Origin of the sequence: Marinobacter segnicrescens, assembly GCF_900111555.1 — a bacterium.
In the GTDB taxonomy this organism is placed as follows: Bacteria; Pseudomonadota; Gammaproteobacteria; order Pseudomonadales; family Oleiphilaceae; genus Marinobacter; species Marinobacter segnicrescens.
In genome coordinates, this window is the sequence record NZ_FOHZ01000001.1 from 1 (window position 1) to 22,248 (window position 22,248).

Below are 22,248 nucleotides of genomic sequence, written 5' to 3' on the forward strand. Positions count from 1 at the left end.
TGCATTCTGCTAGGTGATTACCATTCCCTATACGCGCTCTCGATTCCGCTGTTCCTGGAGCGCATCTCCGCTGGATTTCCATCGCCGGCGGAAGACTACATCGAGAAAACCCTGGACTTGAATGAGCTGTGCATTGAGCATCCGGCAGCGACGTTCTTTGTACGCGTCCAGGGCGAATCGATGATTGAGGCCGGGATCTTTCCGGACGACGTACTCGTGGTCGACCGCTCCCTTCGGGCAGGGCATGGAGACATCATCATCGCCAGTCTGCGTTCGGAAATGACCGTCAAGCAGCTGCACCTGAGCCCGCCACCCGTTCGTTTATTACCCCGTAACTCCGCCTTTGCCCCCATTGTTCTGGGTGAGGACGACGTGCTGGAGGTCTTTGGCGTGGTAACCAACGTGGTCCGCTCGCTGCGTCGTGGCGGTAAGTCATGACAAGCAGACAGCCTGTGTCCTTCGTCACCGTCCGGCGTCGATTTGAATTCCGCAGTATCGAAGTGGGCCGTTGGGTAACAGAGCCGGAGAGAGATCGTGCCGCCGTTCGCTTCTACCAGGCCTTGTGCGATCTGATGACGGTATTGAACGGCCCAGAATCGCTCATCTCCCTGCGCGGCACCCTCGGTCTCCAATATGGCATTGGCGGTCGTCCTGGCGTGGCGGCTCACTACATCCCAGCCACCCGTCAACTGGCCCTCGCCAAGAATGCCGGTGCCGGCAGTCTGGCCCACGAATGGTTCCATGCCTTCGATCACTATATGGGGGCCAAGGCTTTTCGGTCGTCCCAGAGCACCGCGTTTGCATCGAGTGCCTGGCTGGACAGCGTTCAGCGCAAACCGCATCCATTAAACGATCTTCTGGGTGAGTGTTTCCAAGCCATTTTGCTGAACGAAGAGGGGACGCAACCGAGCGAGCTGTTCCAGACGTCCCGACAAGCGGACAAGAAGTTGAAGGTGCTCTACTACGCCCGGCCGGAGGAACTCTGCGCTCGAGCGTTCGAAGCCTTTGTGGAAGACCGCGAGCCGCACAACCAATTTCTGGTCAACGGCACCGTTCATTCGGATGAAGCCCGGTCGGGACTGTATCCCCAGGGCGCTCAGCGCCAGCGAATTAATGCAGCCTTTGATGCGTATTTCCAGGCGTTGGGCGAGGCGCTCTATCGTCAGCAGGCCAAAGCCGGATGAAGCCATCGGTATTTGCGTTGGTGGACTGCAATAATTTCTATGCCTCTTGCGAGAAGCTGTTCCGTCCGGATCTCCGGTACACGCCGGTCGTGGTCTTATCCAACAACGACGGCTGCGTGGTCGCCCGCTCGAAGGAAGCCAAAGCGCTTGGTATCAAAATGGGCGTGCCGATACACCACATCAAAGCCGAGATTCGTCGCTACGGCATTGAGGTCTTTTCCTCCAACTACACGCTCTACGGCGATATGAGCCGACGGGTAATGACCACATTGGAAGCGCTGGCGCCCCGGGTGGATGTGTACTCAATCGACGAGGCCTTCCTGGATCTCACCGGAATCAACCGGGTAGTTCCTTTTGGAGACTTCGGGCGGCAGGTGAAAGACACCGTCTACCAGAACGTCGGGCTGCCCGTCTGTGTCGGGATTGCGCCGACCCGAACCCTGGCCAAACTGGCGAACTACGCCGCCAAGAAGTACCCCGCAACCGGTGGGGTTGTGGACCTGACCGATGCAGTCAGGCAAAGGCGCCTCATGGAAAGAGTGCCAGTCGAGGAGGTGTGGGGTGTCGGGCGCCGGATAACGGCTCGCCTGGAAAACATGGGTATCACCACTGCGTTGCAACTGGCCGAGGCAGACCCTGCCACATTGCGAAACCAGTTCTCTGTAGTACTGGAGCGCACGGCCCGCGAGTTGAACGGCATCCCCTGTTTACCCTGGGAAGAGGCGCCTCAACCGAAAAAACAGATCATGTGCTCCCGATCCTTCGGTCAGCCACTGACACAACTGAAGGACCTGGAAGAAGCTCTCGCGCATTTTGCCACCCGGGTATGCGAGAAGCTCAGGGGCGGCGATCAGTTCGCTGGCGAGATCATGGTGTTTATTCGGACCAATCCATTCAGGCCTGAGGTACCTCAGTATTCCAAGAGTGTCACGACCAGGCTCATCACCCCGAGCCAGGATTCGCGGGTCATAGTGGATAAGGCGTTGGAGCTATTGAGATCCATCTACCGTCAAGGATACCAGTACGCCAAAGCGGGCGTTCTTGTCAGCGAACTGGTAACGACGTCGGTACGACAAGCGGATCTGTTTGAAGCAGAACCGGTTGAGACCGGGGGTGGCACCCGCTCCGAAAGGCTTATGGCTTTGATGGATCAGATCAATCGACGATCCCGGGGTGCCCTGACCACCGCAAGGCAGGCAGGTAACAATGCCTATGCAATGCGACGTTCACATCTCTCACCGGCCTACACTACAAATTGGCGGCAGTTGCCCGTCGTGCACTGAAATGGCTGGGTCACAGTCGTACCAGCAAAAAGGGAATCAATTACCCCGATTTTTGAGGCTTATGACGATGTTTTCGGTCAGCATGTCGACGTGCTGCCTCGCGCAGCCGAGTATTAGCCGGATGGGAGTTATTGAGTACCTCCATCATACGGTCAGCCTCTTCGTTCGTAAGCCTAATCGTTGTGGCTTCCCCAACGACTTCCTTGGCCATTTTGGTCGCGGCGTCGACCAGAAATTGGTTCATACTCCGTCCGGAAAACTCCGCCGCACGCGTAATGCGTTCGTGCGTCTCAGGGTCGACACGGGCGCACACGCGAGTGGTTCTGGTCTGATTGGTAGTCATGATGAAACCATGGCTTGGGATTACGCGAAGTCTGCCGCGCAGAAACTGTCGGATGAACAGGCATGGCAGCAGGCACGGCAACTGTATAAATGCCATCCTAGCAGCTTCTGTCGGCGGCGGATGGCCTTTTCATACCTATCAGGCGTAGGATCGTTTGGTACATAGCGTTTGGGAGGCTTGTCATGTGCGGGCGCTACAATGTGACTGATTCACCTGAGGTCCAGGAGCTAATGGGGCAACTTGGTCTGCCAGGTATTGCGCCGCGCCCTCAGCTGAATGTGCCACCTGGCGGTATCGGCGAATTCGTGATGGAGGCTGGCGGTGACCGTTATCTGGAACCCGGTATCTGGTCATTGCTGATCGAGCCCCGTCCGGAGGGGCATGGCTACCGGCCAAACCCGAAATTCCACACATTCAACGCACGCAGTGACCGGCTCACTTCCAGCCCGCTCTGGAAGAAAGTCTATCCCTTCCATCGCTGTATTGTCCCGGTCAGCGCGTTTCACGAGTGGCAGGGAAAGCAGGTCTATAATATTCACCCTCAGGGAGAGGCCACGGCTCTGGCCGGGTTATGGCAATCCTGGCACTTTGGGGAGGAACAGGTAAGCTCCTTCACTGTGATCACGCTGCCGCCTCACCCACAGTTCAGTCACATCCATCCGAAGAGCATTCCTTTGATGCTGAGGCCGAGGGACTTTGATCTGTGGCTGGATCCGGATTTTCATCACACGGACGCCTTTGCCCATTTGATGAAAACGCATATACCGGCGCCACTGGTGTGTGAGCCGGTCAGGAGCACCAAGGACCTGGCGCCAGTTGCGGAAGCCGAAGTCCTTGCGGCAGATTAGGCGGTGATACAGACCCAGAAAATGGAGCCTTTCAATGATTGGGGATGAACAACCAAAACTTACTGACCAGCACGGCGATGCCGGTCTTCGCTGGCTGCTGGAGCGTCGGGAGGGTTGGGGGCTCACTCACTCCGAGTTGGCTTCTTTGCTGGGCGTGTCGATCGAACGGTTGCTCGGCTGGAAAGAGCAGGTTGCGTCCAGCGAGCTGCTAAGGTTGCCACCTGATGTCTTAGAGCGGGTTGGCTTGCTGCTGGGCCTGCATCGAGGTCTGTTTTATCTGACGCCCTCAGGCCATGAGTCGCTGGCGGCAGAGTGGTTCAAAAAGCCCATCGCCATGTGGGGACTGAAGAATAGTTCTATCCGGGCGCACCTTCTTGATGATCCGAGCATTGAAGCCCTGTCAGATATGGTTCGCAAAATCCGGTCAGCGTCAGTCTGAGTGGCGGGTAGTAAAGTCAGTATCCAATCACTGGGACACTCTCAGATCGCCGTCTAAATGAAAGTGAGTATCGTCCGGCTGGGTGAGTGGGTTAGTCCCATATCACCCCTCTGAGTTTTAGGCGACTGGGTTGCAAGTCGTCGACAAATGGATGAGCCAATTCGCCTGCCAGGTCAAAAGTGAAAAAAAGTGCCCGTGAAAGTACGACCGCAAGCTGAGACTGGCTGCTGGAAGAAGGGGAGCCACTCGCGAATGAAGCGTTCTGGATTGGTCGAACCGCAATCTACGCTCTCCAATGCCTAGTAGCTTTCATCAAGTGAGACTTTGTTTGAGAAGTCTGATCTTGTACGTGCAGGCACGGCGACAGATGAAACGGTTCTCGAGAAACGCCCCGGCATCGTATTGACCTACTCCACTAAATCCACTTGAAGGTCGGCGCCAAGTTGAGCTGCGAGAGTGCTCATGTTCTTTGCTGAAATGTTCCTTTTTCCTCTTTCAACATCGCTCAAATAGGGGCGCTGGAACCCGCACATCTGCGCGACCTTTTCCTGAGTCAGCCCCTTTTCTTTTCTAAGTGCTCGAACCTTTTTGCCGAAATCGACCAAAAGTTTTTCCTGCTTGTTTGACATACGAACTCCTTGGTCTAATTTCAAATAGTAACTTATAAGTTACATCATCGGCCATCAAGCAGGAGTGGTCAAATGCTCTCCGAAGAAGACGTCGTTGAAAGGTGTGCTCAGGCCGGTGTGTCTGAGGAGGGAACTGGTATCGCACTCTCCATAAGGAGCTCCCCACCCGCAAGGAGGGTAAAGAATTCTGCGGCCCTGCGGTCATCCACTTATATTTTCGCCAGCAAGAAGATGAGGCATACCGTCCAGGCGGAGAGTCTCTCGATAGAACTTCCTGCCATCTATAAGCATGAGTTCGATCGGTCGGTTCTTGAATACTATGACCAGCCCAGTGAGAAGATTTTTCTTGAATACCTCAGCAAAACAGGACGTAGAGTAAAGGCGGCAAGCACGGCGGATTTCTTTGTCATCGCCGACGACTTTATAGGGTGGGAAGAGTGGAAGCCTTTGGAGCGGTTGATAAAACTCGCCGAATCTCACCCAGGGCGGATTGTTTTCGATGAGACTTCGGGGCGGTATCGATGCCCTCCGGCTGAGGCTTATGCGGAAGCTTTGGGCCTCAACTTCAGGCTTTGCACTGAGCAGGATCTGAATCTTCGGTTGGTCGAGAATCTCAGGTTTTTGGGTGATTTCTGGAGCGCCGCGCCGCTGGATCAGACGCCCGTCCCAGAGGAAATGTTCGGTAAGTCACGGTGGCTCCGCCTGGCCGAAATCCTTAACACAGGATTGATTGAGGCGGACGAGTTGTATGCGCTTATTGTGAGTCAGGTGGTGTACGTTAATCTCGAAAAAGATCTGCTCAGTCAGCCGCAATACTGCAAAGTTTTTAGATCGAAAGAAGATGCTAAGGCGCTCGACCAGTCATTTCTTGAAAAGAGGTCGGCGGAGCTTGCTCCGGGTTCTCTGTTACATGTTTTTGGCAAAAAGCACCGTGTACTGAGCTTGGAATCAGAGTCAGTCGAGCTCGAGGAAGATGGCGGTTATATCAAATGCGTTCCGAAGGCCCTGGTAGAACAACAAATTCTGCAAGGGATTGCTTACACAGAGTCGGAGGAAAACGGTCAGGTTTTTGAGCTGTTACGACATGCGGGGCCAGACGATCTTGCAAAGGCAAATCAGCGATATTCGGCACTCAGGGCTCTGGAAAATGGATGTCCAATCGAGGAAGTCGCTGCCGATAATCAGGTGTCGGACAGAACCATTCGTAGCTGGCTATCTCGTTTTCGTGCTGCACAGAGGAATCTTGGCGATGGTTATGTTGGTCTGCTTCCCAAAACTGCAGGCCGTGGAAATCGGTCTAGCAGGCTTTCACCTGCAACGATCTCTCTGATCAATCGAGTTCTTGAAGAGCATTTCCTCAACAAAAACGCTCCCCCCTTATCGCATGCCTACGCGATGTTCTTGAAAGCCTGTGACGACACGCAGACATCCTCAACATCCGAGAAAACCTTTTACGGCTACGCCAAGCGCATTGATCCTGTTAGAAGGGTCCGTTCGCGTGAGGGTAGTAAAGCTGCCTACCAGCAAGAAAGTGGTAGCAACATGTCACAATCGATGGGTTGGGACTTGGGCGGAAAGTTTGCGATGGATGTTGTCCACACCGACCACACTCAACTGGATATTGAATTGGTCTCCAGCCGCACGGGCAGAAGCATGGGGAGGCCATGGTTGACCATTTTCTTGGACGGCTACAGCCGAATGCCAGTGAGCTTTGTGCTGATGTTTGATCCTCCCAGTTACCGGAGCCTGATGACCGGTGTTCGGCGCATGGTGGAAAAAACAGGGTATTTCCCTGCCTCGTTCGTTGTCGATGGCGGAAAGGAATTTCACAGCGTTTATTTCGAATCCCTGGTGGCGCGTGGTGGGAGCAACATACAGCACCGGACGGGGAAGCCCCGACATGGGGCGCTTATCGAGCGCTATTTCGGTTCACTCAATACCCAGTTGATCGACCGACTGAAAGGCAATACCCAGCCAACCAAGAATGTGCGTCAAATGTCGGCCGAGATGAATCCGAAGAAAAACGCGATCTGGACCCTCGAAGCTTTGAGCTCTGTTCTAGAAGATTATCTGGAAGGCTTCGTGGAGCGAGACCATCCCTCACTGGGCTGCAGTCCAAGCTATCAGTACAGCCAGAGCTTCGCTTTGCATGGCAGCCGCAAGGTCAGAGCCATGGAGTACAACCAGGAGTTCATCATTTCAACTTTTCCGCCGCCCAGAAGAGGCAAGGTTTCTATCAATCCGAAAGCAGGTATTCGAGTTAACCATCTGGATTACTGGCACAGCATCTTCCGATCGCCGAGCCTTAATAAGCAAAAGGTGGATGTTCGGTACGACCCTTTTGATGTTGGCCATGTTTATGCCTTTGCAAATAAGACCTGGCACAAGTGTCGTGTAATCAGTCATTACGAAGTCTTCCGGGGGCGAACCGAAAGAGAGTTACACGCGCTTCTGGAAGAGCATCGGAAAACAGCCGCCAACTTTGCCCAGTCAAGAAACCAGACCATGCGCCAGATCGCCGGCTTGTTCGAGCGAGTTCAGTCGACAGAAGAAAGTCTCTCGATAAGCCAGCTGGCGCGTGATCAGGAGCAACTCCACGATCACAAAAAAGGAGTGGCCAGAGCTGATTTAAAAAGTGCGCCTAAACCCGATGAACACGCCAGTGAACCAGACTTGGATTCAGAGCTTTTGTCCTTTCAGATCGACTATTCAGCGGCAATTCCGGAGGATTTTTGATGAGGCATCCCCAGACAAAGGTGCGACCAGATTTATTCGAGGCGAGTGATGAGGTTCGTTGCGCTTATTTTGACTCAGGCTTCGTGCTTCGGCATGACAAGTTGAGTGGTGTGTTTCAGGACTCCGTGACTGCACTGCAGGAAAGAACGGGCAAACACATGATTATCGCGGCGGGTCCCACCGGTGTTGGAAAGACAACGCTCGCAAAGCGCTTGACTGACTATGTATACCGCGAGCTGGTACCGCAGTGGCACGAAGATCCCGGATGCATTCCCTGCGTTTGTGTTGAACTTCGGATGGAATCGCAGGCCGCTTTCGATTGGAAAGAATTGTACCGGCAAGTTCTGGTTGCTCTGAGAGAACCCTTGGTCGATCATAAATCGAAAATTAAAACGTCGACAGACCACCAACTAGGTCATGTCATGACCGGTGGGCACATGTCGGTGGCTCGGCTACGAACCGAAATGGAACAGGCCATCAAGGACCGAAAGACTCAAGTACTGATCCTGGATGAATTGCAGCATCTCTTTAAACACGGCACTGGGAAGGTCGAGCAGTACTATGACGTTTTAAAATCCATTTCTTCGCGCACCGGCTGCACGCTGGTCGGCATTGGGACCTATGAGCTCTGCTTCATGATGGATTGGAGCGCCCAGATGAATCGGGTCACCAGTTACATACAGTTCCCCAGATATGATTTCAGCTCTGAGCTCGATCAGCAGTCTTTTTTCAACGCCTACAGCGGCCTTTTGGCCCATGTGCCGATGAATCTTGATGAGAGGTTGCTGAGGCCCGATCTCGAGTATTTTTATATCGGCTGCTGTGGCTGCGTGGGTATTTTGAAAGATTGGGTCTACCGAGCAATGAAGCGAGCGCTTGCCTTCGATGCTAACAGCCTCAGTCAGGCTCATTTTGAGGCCACGATGCATCCGCTTAAAGCGATAAAGAGGATGGTTGAGGAAATCAGGGAGGGTGAAGACTGTTTCTGTCAACCTGACCTAGAGGAGGTTCGGCGCGAATTGCTCGGTGCTTCTCAGATGTCTGGCGTAGCGGAACAGAAATCGAAACGTGGTCGTCCGAAGCGGCAGCTGCCAGGTGTTCGGAAGCCAGGGAGGGATCCAGTCCATGTATCATGAAGAGTACCTATGCGCTCATCCAAGGAGTACCTTCCGCGCCATAGCGCCCAGAGGCGAGGGCGAAATGACAGAATCCCTGACTTCTTACGTGGGACGCGTCGCCTGGCACCACTCGTTGAAACCGGCGTTGCTAATCAGTTCAACGATTGATGTTGGCAAGTCTTCAGGGTTTCTCAAATCTGAGGTTGCGACCTGTTTCAATTCGTTGACGAGCAAGTCTGGGGCCATTGTGCAGAAGGTCTCCGAACTGGTTGGCCTACCTGTTGAGACTGTTGCTGCGATGACACTGATGCATCTTCATGATTATGTCGATCACAGTGCTCGAGGTTTGATCAGAAAGAAAAAGCAATGGTGTCCGAAGTGTTATCACGAAGACGATTCATCGGGAGAGAGGTTCGATCGACTGGCGTGGAGCCTGGAGCGGGTGTCGCATTGCTCAGAGCATAAATGCAAGTTGAGGGATTTCTGCCATCACTGCCTTGAGTCTCAGCCTTATCTGTCGACGAAGGTGCCCGTTGGATACTGCCACTACTGTCAAAAATCCTTATCGGAAAGTTTTTATGTAGTTTGTGGAGAGGAGGAATACGAGGAGAGCCTGGTTTTTTGCTCTCTGGTGTCCGGGCTCAACCAGCCGCCGCCTGAAGTGTCAGAAGAACACCTAATGTCAGAGCTAAGTCGACTGGTTGTACGGCGTCAACTATCTTGGCCGGTCCAGCGTCGATTAAGTTGGCCGGTTGACGGTGAACCTATGTTGTCTGCTTCTTGAGTGAGGCTTTTCTCCGGTAGCTTTCCCCCGTGCATTGAAGGATGGTGGCGTGATGGACCAGTCGGTCGATGGCGGCGACGGTCATGATGGTGTCCTCAAACAGCTTGTCCCAGTGCTCGAAGTCCTGATTGGAAGTGATGATCAGGCTGTGGCGCTCGTAGCGATGGGCGATCAGCTCGAACAACACAGTGCTTTCCTGCTCGGTTTTCCGAACGTAGCCCAGGTCATCGATGATGAGCACAGCATACTTGTCGAGACGGGCCAGAGCATCGCTAAGACGCAGGGCTTCCTTGGCGCGTTGTAGGCTTTGTACGAGCGCCGTGGCGGCCACGAACTTGACCCGGATGCCGGCCTCTATCAGGCCGTAACCGATGCTGCTGGCCAGGTGGGTTTTACCGATCCCGCTGGCACCGAACAGCAACAGGTTGTCACCACGTTTCACCCAGTCTGGCTGGTTGATCAGCTGGCTGATGTGAGGCTTGGTCACCCCCGTCACCGCGTCGAAGTTAAAGCTGCCCAACTGCTTGCCCGGTGGTAATGTAGCGTCCTTCAGATAGCGCTGTAAGCGCTTGTCTTCCCGTGAGGCAAGCTCCAGGGCACACAGCTCGCTCAGGTACTGTTCCGGACGCCAGTGTTCCGTCACGGCCTTAGCCGCCAGGGGTTGCCAGTGATCCTTGATGCTGCCCAGGCGCAGGTGTTTCAACATCAAGGGTAGTGAAGCCGTCACGTCACTCATGGCAGCCTCCCATGTGCAGCAGCGCCTGGTAGTCGCCCAGCGCATGCTGATGAACCACCATAGCCGGCAGAGCCGGATTGAGGCTCAGGAAGCGGTCTTCGCATTCCAGCAGACTGGGGAGTTTGCCGCGCTCAATGCCGGCCAGCACGTAACGACCCAGGGCGCTTTCGCGGTCGCTCTTCTTGGCCAGGTGCAGCAGTCTTACGATGTAGTGGCAGGCCTTGTCTGCGTTCAAGGTTTCGTCGACATGCTGCCAGATACGCCGGTAATCGTCGCCGGGTAGCAGGTCATCGCGCCACTGAGAGTGCCGGAAGGCGCGGGGCTTTTTAACCAGGGATTCGATCACATGGCAGTAATTGACGCTGCGCCGGCGTTGCTGTCCCCGGGCGTGGATGCGGGGCAGTGTCAGCGTATGCACACCGGCGCACCACAGCTCCAGGCGGGCATCGAACAGGCGTACCGTCAGCCGGCTACCGATCAGTCGTGAGGGCACCGAGTAGGTCACCCGCTTAAGCGCGATGGTGCTGGTGCGGCTGACCCGCAAGGTATGCTCACTGTAGGTATTGCTGTCATGAGCAGGCAGTGGTTGGAGACGTTGCTGCTCTGCCTTGAACACGGTGCTGATCCGGCGGTTGCGCCGTGTCACCACTGCCTGAACGAAGGCTTCGTAGGCATCACGGGTGGTAAAGTCATGGCTTCCGCGCAGTAACAGGGCTTGTTTGAGTTGCTGCTTGATGTGGTTGTTGGGCGATTCGATGGCACCGTTCTCGTGAGCCACGCCCCGATTGTTGCGGGTAGCTCGGACATCGTAGTGGTGACAGAATTCGGCAAATCGCTCGGTAAAATCCTCCTGCTCCTGCCGGTTCTTATAGGCGGCACTCAGACTGTCGGTGCGTAATTGTCGCGGCACTCCGCCACTGTTCCGGAAGGCCTTTTGCAGGCCATCCGACAGCGCACTGAAGCTCTCGCCACCATAGGTGACCTGAGCGTAGGCCCAGCCGCTGGCAACCAGGCGGTAATGGAACAGCTTGTGCGGTAAGGCCTCACCCGCAATGGTCACCGGCTCTTTAACCCAGGTGAAGTCGGCAATGCCCAGTTCTCCAGGCTCGTGGCTCTGGACGAACATGACCGGTTGGGCTGGCCCGTGTAATTGTCGCCAGCGGCCAATACGCCGTTCCAATGTGCGTCGTGCACGGGGATCGAACTGATCTGTATGGTACTCACAGAGGTGATCAAAAATACCCACTGGTGTGAGGTCAGGCGATGACTCCAGCAGCGGTAACACGATGCTATCCCAGACTTCTGCCAACGGGTCTTTACGAGTACGCCAGTTGCGCTCTCGCTTCTGGGGCTGGTGCAATTGCTGGTCTATGCGACGGGCGGACCGCTCTGAGATACCGGCCTTGGCCGCGGCGACGGTCTGTGTCTGGCTTTTGCGGTGGTGCATGAATAACCTGACCTGTTGATCTGTAATGTGTTTGCCCGACACAGCGACTCCTCCGTTCTGCTGTGTCGGACCCTATCAGATCAACCGGCCAACATAGTTGTCGCTGGACCGGCCAAGTTAATTGTCGCGCTATAGGCTCATCGCCAAAATCCATGCCCTGACACAACAAACCGCTAGTACTTGTGCAAAACGACGGCAATTTTCCGCGGTCGTTTTGCACTTGCTCCTCCCAAAAAAAACGTAGAGTAATCTCAATGTCTGATCAGAAGTGCCTCTGAAACAGTACGCTTTTGGGGATCAGATGCGTCCAAACCAGTAAGTTCGGGAGATTGCCATGCGTCCGGTATCGATTGAGGATTTTATAAAGGTCGTTTTTGAATACGACAGCACGCCACCTGCCCCATCAACTATTCGTCGGCTTTGTGCTGCGAAAGACGAGTTCGGACTGGCAGTTATCCCGGGTGCCTTTAAATTGGGGAAAGCCTGGAAAATTGACCTGGACGGGTATTTTCGGGAGATGGAGCGTCGGGTGTCCGGATCGGACGCTGCAGAAGACGCCTTTATCCATGACTTGGCAAACAAACTAGCTTCCTAACATGGCACCAAGATACCGCTCTGAAAAACACTCATCGCTGCACAGATACCCTGGCCTCTATCAGAGCGAGGACGGTGTCTACTTCGTTATCCATCCCATTACGAAAAAACGCGGCACCCTGGACACCAGGGACAGGAATCAAGCGATCCGACTGTGGTCAATGCTTAACCATAGGTGGGAGGCCGAAGTCCAAGAACGGAAAACCAACGCCCTGGCTGAAAAATTGGATAGCCTCTCGATACCAGCAAGCAAGGGGGATCACATCCTGCTCCAGGACTACCTGAAGAAATGGAGAACGGAGGTCCTCGGTCATCAAATAAAGGGCAAGAGCATAGTTTGGTCGGAGTGCCGAGTCTTATCCCTACGAGGACCGAATAAAGGCGCCCCTATCGCTAAACCAACCCGTGTTGATTACGCGAGCGATGCCCGGCAATTGGAGCAGAGCGACGATGCAAAATTCCCGCTTTCTGATCCGCAAATCCTTCGCAAGATTCGCAAGCTGCTTTCCCCATGGCTGCCGATGCCGACCCATTACAACGGTCTCAAAAACACGTTGAACCGGGTGTTCCTCCATGCGGTTCAGGAAGGTCTCATTGACCGAAATCCGATGATCGATATACGTAAAGCCGCCGAAGAAAAACGCCAAGTTCTCATCCCTGATGAGGCCTACCGGAAGATAACTGAACACCTGTGCGTCCATCGTCATAACGAGCGAGACATGGACGGCACGTGGCGTGCGAAGATTTGCGATCTCATTTACATGATGAGTCAGCAGCCAATTGATGTTTTCAATTTGAAGGAAAGCCAAGGTGAGCTCTATGACAAACCCATCGATCGCGGGGACTATTTCGTCTACGGAGTGATCCGCTTTGCTCGCCACAAAACTAAAATCGGCATCGAACTCGAGATGAACGAGGATCTTGCCGATCTGTGGAAGTGGTTTGTGGCGTTCAAGCGGAAGGAGGCCATCATAAGCGAATACCTCCTAGTATACCAACGCTACTTCGATAAGCGCTCCAGAGCTCAACAAGTAAAACACAGAACTATGCAGGCCGCCTGGCGAGATGCCTGCAAGACAGCAGGCTATGGAGGCATGTACCACCTCAGAGACCTCCGCAAGAAAGGACTGACCGAAGAATTCCTGAGCCAAGGAGAAAACGACAAAGGCGGACATGAAACGCAGGCCATGCGGAATCATTATCGGTTGATCAAGCCGCCTAAGCGGGCGAGGACAACGATCAGATTTGAGCGGGAACAGAAACTTTCTGAGTGAGTTAGATAAAACCGAAAAATCTCCAACGGACCTGATTGCTATAGAACTTCTACTGAGAGTACACTCATTGTGTACACGGATATGGTGAGAATTATGCAAACGATCAATGTTCGAGAAACTCGGGAAAAGCTCTCAAATCTTCTGGACGCTGTGGCCGCAGGAGAAGAGGTTGTAATTCTGCGTCACGGTAAACCTGCTGCACGCCTAACCGCGGCCTTGCCCGAAAAGATTCAGTTTCCAAACCGTTCGGAACTCAGGGCATCTCTGCCCCCCGTCCGGGAAAGCTCTGCTCAGGCGGTGCGGGAACTCAGAGACGAAGAGCGCTATTAATGTTGTACTTCGATACCAGCGCCGTTCTCCCCTACTACCGACAAGAGCACGCCAGCGATCGTGTTCAGGTATTGCTTGAATCACAGACCGAGCCGGTTCTTATCAGTCATCTGACTGAAGTTGAGGTGGCAAGCGCATTGGCCCGGTGGGTTCGGATGGGAGAGCTCAGCGAACCCCAGGCGAACCGGATCGAAAGTGCATTCCACGATGATGTCAGCCATGGGCGCTTCAGCCTGTGCCCCATTGAAACGGCCCACTATAAACGGGCCAGCCACTGGATTGGCACCAGGAAGACAAGCTTGAGAACGTTGGATGCACTTCATTTGGCATGCGCAGAACATCACCAGGCTCAACTTATCAGTGAGGATGAAGCGTTGGTGAACGCGGCGGTTTTCTTTGGCATCGACGCCCGCCTTGCTTCGAAGGGCGACTAACACCATGGCTAGCCCAAAACACCTCACTCGAACACTTTATGAGCAATGGGAAACTGTCGAGGCACTGGTTCGGGCCACCCGGGAGATGCCGGCGTTCTCCGAGGAACAGGTTCTTGCTGCCATTCGCCAGGCTCAACCGGCCCTGGACGACGTTCAAGTCAGGGAGGCCCTACGTAGGCTTTTGGGAAGTGGCGTAATGGAGACTCAAAGCCGCTCTGAAAGCTTCGTGGTCAATGCCCATGTACTTGAGTTTGTCCGTGGCCTGACGCATGAACACGAACTAGGACTGTCATCAGTCATTCAGGCGCGCATCGAAGCAATTCGTGGCGCGACAGAGACCCTCACCGCGGGTATCGAAGCCGGAGATACCGGTCAGCAGACTCAAGCCATTAACCAACTATCTACCCTGTTCAGAGATATTGCCCGCCAGCTCGAGCAGGACCGCCATGCGATTGCCGAGCTGGCCGAGCAAGCAAAATCAGCAGACACCCGGGCTCCCATTGCAAAACGCTACAAGTCCGTCCTCGACGCGTACGACCAATATGTAGAACCGATGAACGAGATGATGGATTCCGGACCTTCCGGCATTTTCTACCATCACCTCGCCGCAGCGGAAGACGCCCTCGACCTCGGATACAATCGCCTGAATACCAAAGGCGCACTCTACAGCCACCTCAACCGTCTCCGGCACGTTGGTTATCAGGCCAAGGAACTGCGACGACTGGGGCGAATCACGGCTCAGCAATGTGCTGAAATTCTGTTGCCCCTCCGAGAAGAGGCACGCCAACACAACAATCTTTCCTCAGCTATCAGCCGGTTGTTGGGACAGGTTCGCAAAAAAGGGCTCAACCGCACCTTTCGCAAACGCCAGGATCAGTCTTGGCTGCCGGTGTGGCGCGTGAATCAAAGCCGCAGTGTGTCTGTAGGCGACGAAATAAAAACAATCATGGCGGAAGCGAGGAACTTTGAGCCTTCTGAACGGGAGTTCCCGGGCGAAGTCGATGCGGCACCCATAACCATTGCTGAGTGGATTAACGAAGAACAGCTCCGGCAACAGTTGTTAAAGGACCTCCCGGTCGGCAACCTTTTGGAGTGGCTGAAGCACCACTACCCCTCCCTGCCTGACCAGGTTCTTCTGCGGCTCTATCATGACCTGGCACGAGAGGACCTATGGGAGATGGAGCTGGAAGCGCAGCCTACAATATCCGCCCTTTCCCTGATTTCAGTGCACTACTGGCCCTACCGTCTGACACAACCGGTGAATAAAACTCGTGAGTAATACCAGCCAATTCCAACAAATCGCTAGCAACCTGCCAAACCTGGCCCATCTTTTTCGGTGGTTCAACCGGGGCCGGCATCTCAACCGGATCTCAGAACCAGTATTGTGGGAAGAGCTTGAACGCAACCTCGACGATTATGTGGCCATTTTTACCGCACTGGGTTTTGACCTTCGCCTTGATGGCCGGGGCTTCGCCTGGTTCCATCAGGACGACGGCAGCAGCAATACAAACAAAGCCACCCGGCAACTGGCCCTGTTGTTCATGGTCATCTTTGATACTCAAGCGGATGCCGGCATTCCGCTGATGAAATTCGAGCATTGGCGAATCGATCAAACCCTGCTGACAACGGTTTTCGAGCAACACCAGGACTTGCTGAAGGCAGAAGAGCTGGATCTGTCCGGCCTGGCGAGCCTGATGAGAACCGCAGAAAACTTCGGCTTTGCCCGTTACGATAGCGGAGCCTGGCAGCTGTTGCCTGCTGTGTGTCGTTACCTGGATCATTACGAAGAACTGGCCAGCCAGGTGGATCAGGATGAAGATGTTTCCTGGGCTAGCGATCAGGATGACGAGGATAATTCCCTATGAGTTCCGATTACGGCTTCCAGCAGCTGGTACTTCTCAACAGCGCCGGCTATGAGCGCGCAGAGCTCCCTCTGGATGAGTCAGTTTCTCTCATTGCCCCCAACAATACTGGCAAGACCAGCCTGATTAATGCCCTGCAATATCTGCTGATTATCGACAAGCGGCACCTGGATTTTGGTGCCCACGACAAAGACAAAGCGAGACGTTTCTACTTCCCATCCAATAGCAGCTATATCCTGCTAGAAGTCACTTTACCTGAAGCTGGCTCTGTGGTGCTGGGGTGTGTGGGCAAGGGCTTTAGTCATGACTACGCCTATTTTGCCTATCGGGGCCCTCTGAAAATTGAGGAGTACAGGCTGGCCAATGGCAAGCTGGTGACGCAGCCACAGCTGTTGGAGCAGCTGGCTCATCATGGGCGAACGGCCAATTTCTACTCATCGACTGAGTTTGCCGAAATGGTCTACGGCGGTGCCCGAAAGCGGGGACAGTCCAGCTCCGAATTTACCATTTTCCGGCTAGAGAACCGCAAGGATGCAAACGCCTACCGTCAGGTTCTTACCCGCACCCTACGTCTCGACAAACTCAGTTCCGGCGAAGTAAAACGCCACCTGCTGCAGATCTTCAGCCGTTTGTTGCCGGACTCCGTGGTGGATTTCAAACAGGAATGGGATAAGGCTTTTGCCGAGGTGAACCAGGATCGGGAACAATACCGGGCCGCCAAAAACCAGCAAACTCAGATTGACGATCTGGAACGCCAGCAGGACGAACGACTCGCCACCAGAGGCCGAATCATTGCCCGCCGACCGCTCATCGACGATGGCCTGCAACGCTGGCAGAACCATTACCAGAAAGAAAGCGAAAGCCTCCAGCATCAGCATGGGAAATTGCACAAGCAGGAAGCAGAATTGCTTCAGAGGGACAGGGAGCAGACCCGCCGCCAGAGTGAGCTCAATCAGCAGTTGGAGGCACTGAACAAGGACGAGCAGCGCCGTGACGAACTGGAGAACCGGTTCGCGCTGGTCAATGACCGCAGCCAGCTTGAGCAGCAACTTGCTAGTGCCACCGCAGAACGCGACCGTCAGATTGCTTTACTCGCCAATGCCCATGGGCAGTCTGCGACCGCCACTGATCATCAATTGCGGCGGGAGGAGCAGGAGCTATCAGCACTGCGCAAGGAACAGGAAACACTCTCGGACAATCTTTATCTCACACTTAAACAGCACCTCTCCGAAGAGCAGATCAGTATTCTCAACCGAGGGCTCAACCGCCAACTGCTTACCTTGCCGCCTGGGGACTATCAACTGGATTCGGGCCAGCTGCGCCAATGGCTGCAGGAAATGCGCGAAGATCGGTTTCAACTACCCGGGCTGAATCTGTCTGTTGAACACCAAGCGCCGCAGTATGAACAACGATCAGACGAAGAGATTGCCCAACTGATTGAGGATTGCCAAGACCGGCACCGGCAATTGCAGGAACAAAAGGCCGCTACCGACGAATTGGACACTCAGAAGAAGCGCAAGGTAGAACTGGAGCAGGAAGTAAAACGCCTGGAAAAGGACCTGGAACAGTTTGACGAACTGGCTCAACTTCAGAAATCGCGCCCGGATCGCCTGAAAGCAATGGAGGCAACCAATCAAGAGCTGGCAGAGATAGAGCACGCTCAGAAACAGGCGGGTGCCCAGCAACAAACGCTCAGGGAGCAGATCCAGGAAGTCGCCAAGCAGCGGCAAGCACTGGATACCGCTCACCAGGAGATAGATCGTATCCGCCAGAACCGTGGCGACACCGACGAGCAGTTCAACTGGCTTGCTGACCTGCCCTATACCCCCTGGGTTGGCGACCCGGAGCTACCGCTCGACCAACTGGCGCAAACGCTGCGTAACTATCAGCAGGACTGCTATCAGTTAAAAGAACTGGACCGGGATCTGCAGCACCGACGCATCACGCTGCATAGCGGTGGCCTGACGAAATTCCAGTATGCCCCCAACCCGGAAGAGGAAATCCGGTTGATGGTAGAGTTCCGCCATCATCTGGCCCGAGAGGCAGAAGCCCTGGAAAAGAAAGCCCGCAGTGCCGTGGTCACTGTGACGGCCAGCCTCAGGGATCTTCGGGACAACCTGCAGTCATTCGAAAACGCCATGCATGAATTCAACCGTCTGATCAGCCGCAGGAAACTGTCGGATCTCAAGGTCTTCCGCATTCAGCCGGTTCACGAGAATCACCTTGTCGAAGCGATCGACTTGTTGATCCAAACGGCAGAAAAAGTGGAGTCTGGCGAATCCTTCGAGCTCTTCAACCAATCCAGCGTACTGGACGACCGACAGCTGGACCAAGCCCGCCAGTTACTGATCGACGAAGGTAGCGCTCGACAAGGGCTGAAGGTTGCCGATTTGTTTCGCCTCACTTTCGAGCTGGGCAAAGAAAACCAAGACGTAGAAAGCTTTGACGACATCGACAGCGCAGCTTCCAACGGAACCGTGCTCATGGCCAAGTTGGTGACCGGCCTGGCCATGCTCCACCTGATGCAGGATAAGAGCCGTAATGTTCAAGCCCTTTGCTACCTGGACGAAGCCCTGGCGCTGGATGCTGCAAACCAGAGAAGTTTGATCAAAACCGCTTCCGAATTCGGATTCGCTCTTATGTTCGCTTCCCCTTCACCGTTGATTACCGCTCATTACTGCGTCCCTATCCAACAGTTGAGCAACGGAAAAAACCACATCAGCCGCAAGCACTGGCAGATTCTGCAGCCGCTTGAGGCTGTCGAGGTATGAGCTCCCCGTAATGAAAAGATCGCTCAGAGAAGCATTGGTTAAGCTTGAGGATTCCGGCGGAGAATGTCATGGATCACGGTTCACGCCCACACAGAAGCGGGTGCTTGATGAGTTCCTCCGCAGAACGGCATGTGTCGCCAAGCTGCGCCAGGGCAATGGCTTCGTTTATCGCATCAGCAACTCACCGGTGTTTGAGCAACACCTTCGGGAGTTGCGGCCCGATGCAGATTCAGCCAACCGAGCTCATCCAGTCCGGGCACAAAACCTCGCGTTTACTCGGTCCACCAAAGGTCGAAAGAGTTTACACGCCGCTTCTTACCGCCTGCTGAAGGCAACAATGCCGGGCGTAAGCTGGAATCGTGATGGAGAGTTGCTCGACCTATGGCAGCTGACATCCATCGCCGGAGCCCTCGCCATCGATATCAGTCGGAATGAAACGCCTCTGGCCACCGACAGTCCCTTATGGCTGGTGGAAAACCAGGGGTTGCTGGATGACACCAGCTGGGTACCTGAGGGCTTGCACGGATCCGTACTCTATTATCAGGGCCAAGTCAGTGAACGGCTGATAGAGTGGCTATGCGAGAAAAAACGCAGTCCACGGATTCTCATGTTTCCAGACTACGATGGCGTCGGACTTGAGAACTACGCCCGCCTACGCAAAGCGCTGGGTGACGATGTCGAACTTTGGCTAATGCCTGACTGGACAACCAAATTGGAGCGCTATGGCAATTCAGAGGTATGGCGAAATAATCTCAAATATGTCGCCAATGCCGAGGCAAGTTTAAATTTGGATCAGGAACCCGATGAGGTGCTGGAGCTTATTGCGGCCCTTAAGCTGAGCGGTAAGGCGTTAGAGCAAGAGGCTGTGTTTTTGGTCGCAACAGACAGCTAATCACGCTTGCTCAAGATGCCCTGCACATTCAATCGTCCGCTCTTCTGCCACGGATTGAAGCGGATAATATTTTTGGTTTAATTTGGATATTTTTTGGGTGAGAAAATCAACTAAATGAGGGTTAGTTAATTTGTTGATTTTAAAGGGTAAAAATGGAGGCGCGGGTCGGAATCGAACCGGCGTACACGGAGTTGCAGTCCGCTGCATAACCACTCTGCCACCGCGCCGGAAAAGCCATTCGAAGGGGCTTTCTGCTCTCAGGTGGGCGTTGAGAGACTTGGATCGTGCTTTCCAACCGGCGGAACCGGAGAGAAATTGGAGCGGGAAACGAGATTCGAACTCGCGACCCCAACCTTGGCAAGGTTGTGCTCTACCAACTGAGCTATTCCCGCTCTTCGTCTGGAGGCATTGCCTCGTCAACGGCTGGGTATTCTACGGATTCCGGTTCCGCCGTCAACACCTTTTTAACAAGTTTCTGTTTTGTCAGGTTTTGTGGTGAAAATTCAGACAAACCTCAGGCCAACCGGTTTGCCACCCTCATTGCCCGCTCGCAACGATCACGACATTACCTCTGGCTTGCTATCCGCTATCATTGAGGCACAAGTCTTTTTTTCAGTTAGGGAGTGACGGATGCCGACAGCCGGCAACCTGATCATTGAGAGGGATAGCCTGGTCCTCACCGAGGACTGGGTTCTTGGTCATTTCAGCGAACTCCGTCAACAGGTGCATAAAGCCCTCGCCGGTCATCAGGGAGGCGGTAAGCCGTCTGTGGACTGGTCAGGACTCGGGCGCCTGGACAGCGCTGGCGCAACGCTGATTGCGGAACTGGTGGGTAGCGAACGCCTCATTGCCCTGGCCGAGGCAGATGCGTCACTGGCTCCGGAACGCCGGGAACTTATGGTGGCGGTGGCCAGGGCTACCGCAGAACTTGAGGCGGAAGAGATAAAACCGCCCACCGGACTACGTCACGCACTGGCGTTGGTTGGTCGCGGAGTAGCGGGGTTCTACCAGGGCCAAAAGCTGTTGGCCGGGTTCATCGGTCAGACCCTGACCGCCTTAATGTTTGTACTGCCCCGGCCTGGTCGCTGGCGGATCACTTCACTGGTATCCCATATCCAGTCAACGGGGCTTAACGCACTCCCCATCGTGGCACTGCTGACCTTTCTGGTCGGCGCTGTCGTTGCGTGGCTCGGGGCCACAGTGCTCGATGACTTTGGTGCCACCATCTATACGGTTCACCTGGTCTCCTACGCGTTTTTGCGGGAATTCGGCGTGGTGCTGGCAGCCATACTGCTCGCCGGCAGGACAGCCAGTGCCTACACTGCCCAACTGGGCTCGATGAAGGCTAACCAGGAGATAGACGCACTGAGGGCAGGCGGGCTGGACCCGATGGAAATGCTCGTGCTCCCCAGGGTACTGGCAATGGTTATCAGCCTCCCCTTCCTCACCTTTGCCGGCATGCTCTCCGGCATTTTCGGCGGTATGCTGGTGTGCCTGTACAGCCTGGATATATCTGTCACCCAGTTCCTGACGATTCTCGAGCGGGACATCGCCCTGACCCACTTTCTTGTCGGGCTGGGGAAGGCGCCGATTTTCGCCTTTGTGGTCGCCGTCATAGGCTGCCTTGAAGGCCTGAAGGTCAGCGGCAGCGCCCAGTCCGTTGGTGAACACACCACTTCAAGCGTCGTGCAGTCGATATTCATGGTAATCCTGCTGGACGCCATTGCTGCACTGTTTTTTATGGAGATGGGATGGTGAGGCAACCGTTGATTGAAGTACGGGGCCTGGTTAACCGGTTTGGCGACCATACCGTTCACGAAGGCCTGGACCTTGACCTTTATCGGGGCGAGATCCTTGGTGTTGTGGGTGGGTCCGGCACCGGCAAGTCGGTGTTACTGCGCAGTATTATCGGATTACGACAGGCCACCGCCGGCACCATCCGGGTGTTTGACCAGGATCTGGCAACGCTGTCGCCCCGGGAGCGCTCACAAACCGAACAACGCTTCGGTGTCCTGTTCCAGACCGGGGCCCTGTTCACTTCGTTGACCCTGCAGGAGAACGTCGCCCTGCCCCTGGTCGAACACTCCGGTCTGAGCCGTGACGATGCCGAACACCTGGCGCGGATGAAACTGGCCCTTACCGGTTTGCCAGCACAGGCCGCACAGAACTATCCTTCAGAACTCTCGGGTGGCATGGTAAAGCGCGCATCCCTGGCCCGGGCGCTGGCCCTGGACCCGGAGGTGCTTTTCCTCGACGAGCCTACCGCTGGCCTGGATCCGATCAGTGCGGCCGGGTTTGACCGCTTGCTCCGGACCCTTCGCGATGCCCTTGGTTTTAGCGTTTTCCTGGTTACCCACGACCTGGACACCCTCTACACTACCTGTGGCCGGGTGGCAGTGCTGGCCAGGGGCAAGGTACTTGTTGCCGACTCGCTTGGCCAGGTTGAAGACAACCCGGACCCATGGATACAGGACTACTTCCACGGTCCCCGTGGCCGTGCCGCCGCAGACGCCCACAAACGCCTGAGCAGGGAGGACCACTAAC

The 22,248-nt window shown here is 54.9% G+C and carries 22 protein-coding genes and 2 tRNA genes; 18 read left to right on the top strand and 6 right to left on the bottom strand.

Going from position 1 to position 22,248, the window contains the following annotated elements; all coding sequences use genetic code 11:
• The 3 genes from umuD to umuC form a co-directional block, all read left to right on the top strand.
• Nucleotides 1-438, top strand: a 438-nt coding sequence (gene umuD / locus BM036_RS00005) for a translesion error-prone DNA polymerase V autoproteolytic subunit (RefSeq protein ID WP_425434060.1), incomplete at its 5' end; no start/stop codon positions are given.
• On the top strand, nucleotides 435-1,184 hold the full coding sequence (locus tag BM036_RS00010; RefSeq protein WP_091848176.1) for a CLCA_X family protein: 750 nt from the start codon (nucleotides 435-437) through the stop codon (nucleotides 1,182-1,184). The genes umuD and BM036_RS00010, both read left to right, overlap by 4 nt.
• Nucleotides 1,181-2,467, top strand: a complete 1,287-nt coding sequence (umuC, locus tag BM036_RS00015; protein WP_091848178.1) for a translesion error-prone DNA polymerase V subunit UmuC — start codon at nucleotides 1,181-1,183, stop codon at nucleotides 2,465-2,467. Before BM036_RS00010 ends, umuC begins: the two co-directional genes overlap by 4 nt.
• Nucleotides 2,468-2,507: 40 nt before the next feature.
• Here umuC and BM036_RS20490 read toward each other — a convergent pair whose 3' ends face one another.
• Nucleotides 2,508-2,906 carry a type II toxin-antitoxin system TacA family antitoxin gene (locus tag BM036_RS20490; RefSeq protein WP_091848180.1) on the bottom strand — a complete coding sequence of 133 codons (399 nt, stop codon included), beginning with the start codon at nucleotides 2,904-2,906 and terminating at the stop codon, nucleotides 2,508-2,510.
• Nucleotides 2,907-2,992: 86 nt separating this feature from the next.
• On the opposite strand from BM036_RS20490, the gene BM036_RS00025 reads away from it, so the two are divergent.
• Both BM036_RS00025 and BM036_RS00030 read left to right on the top strand, forming a co-directional pair.
• Nucleotides 2,993-3,658: an SOS response-associated peptidase gene (locus BM036_RS00025; RefSeq protein ID WP_091848182.1), complete on the top strand. Its 666-nt coding sequence runs from the start codon at nucleotides 2,993-2,995 to the stop codon at nucleotides 3,656-3,658.
• A gap of 34 nt (nucleotides 3,659-3,692) precedes the next feature.
• Nucleotides 3,693-4,097, top strand: a complete 405-nt coding sequence (locus BM036_RS00030; protein ID WP_091848184.1) for a hypothetical protein — start codon at nucleotides 3,693-3,695, stop codon at nucleotides 4,095-4,097.
• Nucleotides 4,098-4,504: 407 nt separating this feature from the next.
• On the opposite strand, the gene BM036_RS00035 is transcribed toward BM036_RS00030, so the two are convergent.
• Nucleotides 4,505-4,726 (bottom strand): helix-turn-helix domain-containing protein, encoded by a 222-nt coding sequence (locus BM036_RS00035; RefSeq protein ID WP_091848186.1) that lies wholly within the window; start codon nucleotides 4,724-4,726, stop codon nucleotides 4,505-4,507.
• Nucleotides 4,727-4,798: 72 nt separating this feature from the next.
• Between BM036_RS00035 and BM036_RS00040 the strand changes: the two genes are divergently transcribed.
• The 3 genes from BM036_RS00040 (at nucleotide 4,799) to BM036_RS00050 (ending at nucleotide 9,364) form a co-directional block, all read left to right on the top strand.
• Nucleotides 4,799-7,462, top strand: coding sequence for a Mu transposase C-terminal domain-containing protein (locus tag BM036_RS00040; protein WP_091848188.1), 2,664 nt, complete (start codon nucleotides 4,799-4,801; stop codon nucleotides 7,460-7,462).
• The gene (locus BM036_RS00045; RefSeq protein WP_091848190.1) at nucleotides 7,462-8,598 is read left to right on the top strand and encodes an ATP-binding protein; all 1,137 of its coding nucleotides are present in this window, start codon (nucleotides 7,462-7,464) and stop codon (nucleotides 8,596-8,598) included. The genes BM036_RS00040 and BM036_RS00045 overlap by 1 nt, the downstream gene beginning before the upstream one ends.
• A gap of 64 nt (nucleotides 8,599-8,662) precedes the next feature.
• Nucleotides 8,663-9,364, top strand: coding sequence for a TniQ family protein (locus tag BM036_RS00050; protein WP_177185951.1), 702 nt, complete (start codon nucleotides 8,663-8,665; stop codon nucleotides 9,362-9,364).
• Here the strand turns inward: BM036_RS00050 and istB are convergent.
• Together istB and istA are read right to left on the bottom strand one after the other, a co-directional pair.
• A complete protein-coding gene (gene istB, locus BM036_RS00055; protein WP_091848194.1) occupies nucleotides 9,345-10,100 on the bottom strand; it encodes an IS21-like element helper ATPase IstB in 756 nt (251 codons plus the stop codon). The genes BM036_RS00050 and istB overlap by 20 nt on opposite strands.
• Nucleotides 10,093-11,589: an IS21 family transposase gene (istA, locus tag BM036_RS00060; RefSeq protein ID WP_091848196.1), complete on the bottom strand. Its 1,497-nt coding sequence runs from the start codon at nucleotides 11,587-11,589 to the stop codon at nucleotides 10,093-10,095. The genes istB and istA overlap by 8 nt, the downstream gene beginning before the upstream one ends.
• A 292-nt stretch (nucleotides 11,590-11,881) precedes the next feature.
• Here istA and BM036_RS00065 point away from each other — a divergent pair, with 292 nt between their 5' ends.
• The 8 genes from BM036_RS00065 (at nucleotide 11,882) to BM036_RS00100 (ending at nucleotide 19,704) form a co-directional block, all read left to right on the top strand.
• Nucleotides 11,882-12,142 carry a hypothetical protein gene (locus tag BM036_RS00065; protein ID WP_091848198.1) on the top strand — a complete coding sequence of 87 codons (261 nt, stop codon included), beginning with the start codon at nucleotides 11,882-11,884 and terminating at the stop codon, nucleotides 12,140-12,142.
• A gap of 1 nt (nucleotide 12,143) precedes the next feature.
• Nucleotides 12,144-13,415 (top strand): site-specific integrase, encoded by a 1,272-nt coding sequence (locus BM036_RS00070; protein ID WP_245742377.1) that lies wholly within the window; start codon nucleotides 12,144-12,146, stop codon nucleotides 13,413-13,415.
• A gap of 93 nt (nucleotides 13,416-13,508) precedes the next feature.
• Nucleotides 13,509-13,745: a type II toxin-antitoxin system Phd/YefM family antitoxin gene (locus tag BM036_RS00075; protein WP_041333254.1), complete on the top strand. Its 237-nt coding sequence runs from the start codon at nucleotides 13,509-13,511 to the stop codon at nucleotides 13,743-13,745.
• Entirely contained in the window at nucleotides 13,745-14,179 is a 435-nt protein-coding gene (locus BM036_RS00080; protein ID WP_091848200.1) for a type II toxin-antitoxin system VapC family toxin, read from the top strand. The genes BM036_RS00075 and BM036_RS00080 overlap by 1 nt, the downstream gene beginning before the upstream one ends.
• A 196-nt stretch (nucleotides 14,180-14,375) precedes the next feature.
• The gene (locus tag BM036_RS00085; RefSeq protein WP_245742378.1) at nucleotides 14,376-15,458 is read left to right on the top strand and encodes a hypothetical protein; all 1,083 of its coding nucleotides are present in this window, start codon (nucleotides 14,376-14,378) and stop codon (nucleotides 15,456-15,458) included.
• Entirely contained in the window at nucleotides 15,451-16,044 is a 594-nt protein-coding gene (locus BM036_RS00090) for a condensin complex protein MksE (RefSeq protein WP_091848202.1), read from the top strand. Before BM036_RS00085 ends, BM036_RS00090 begins: the two co-directional genes overlap by 8 nt.
• On the top strand, nucleotides 16,041-18,812 hold the full coding sequence (locus BM036_RS00095) for a hypothetical protein (protein WP_091848204.1): 2,772 nt from the start codon (nucleotides 16,041-16,043) through the stop codon (nucleotides 18,810-18,812). Before BM036_RS00090 ends, BM036_RS00095 begins: the two co-directional genes overlap by 4 nt.
• Before the next feature lie 10 nt (nucleotides 18,813-18,822).
• Nucleotides 18,823-19,704 (top strand): DUF7281 domain-containing protein, encoded by an 882-nt coding sequence (locus BM036_RS00100; protein WP_143066546.1) that lies wholly within the window; start codon nucleotides 18,823-18,825, stop codon nucleotides 19,702-19,704.
• A gap of 153 nt (nucleotides 19,705-19,857) precedes the next feature.
• On the opposite strand, the gene BM036_RS00105 is transcribed toward BM036_RS00100, so the two are convergent.
• Together BM036_RS00105 and BM036_RS00110 are read right to left on the bottom strand one after the other, a co-directional pair.
• Nucleotides 19,858-19,931: transfer RNA gene (locus BM036_RS00105), tRNA-Cys, on the bottom strand.
• An 89-nt stretch (nucleotides 19,932-20,020) separates the two neighbouring features.
• Nucleotides 20,021-20,096: transfer RNA gene (locus BM036_RS00110), tRNA-Gly, on the bottom strand.
• A gap of 238 nt (nucleotides 20,097-20,334) precedes the next feature.
• Here BM036_RS00110 and BM036_RS00115 point away from each other — a divergent pair.
• Nucleotides 20,335-21,462 (top strand): MlaE family ABC transporter permease, encoded by a 1,128-nt coding sequence (locus BM036_RS00115; protein ID WP_091848206.1) that lies wholly within the window; start codon nucleotides 20,335-20,337, stop codon nucleotides 21,460-21,462.
• Nucleotides 21,456-22,247, top strand: coding sequence for an ABC transporter ATP-binding protein (locus tag BM036_RS00120; RefSeq protein WP_091848207.1), 792 nt, complete (start codon nucleotides 21,456-21,458; stop codon nucleotides 22,245-22,247). Before BM036_RS00115 ends, BM036_RS00120 begins: the two co-directional genes overlap by 7 nt.
• Nucleotide 22,248 lies beyond the last annotated feature (1 nt).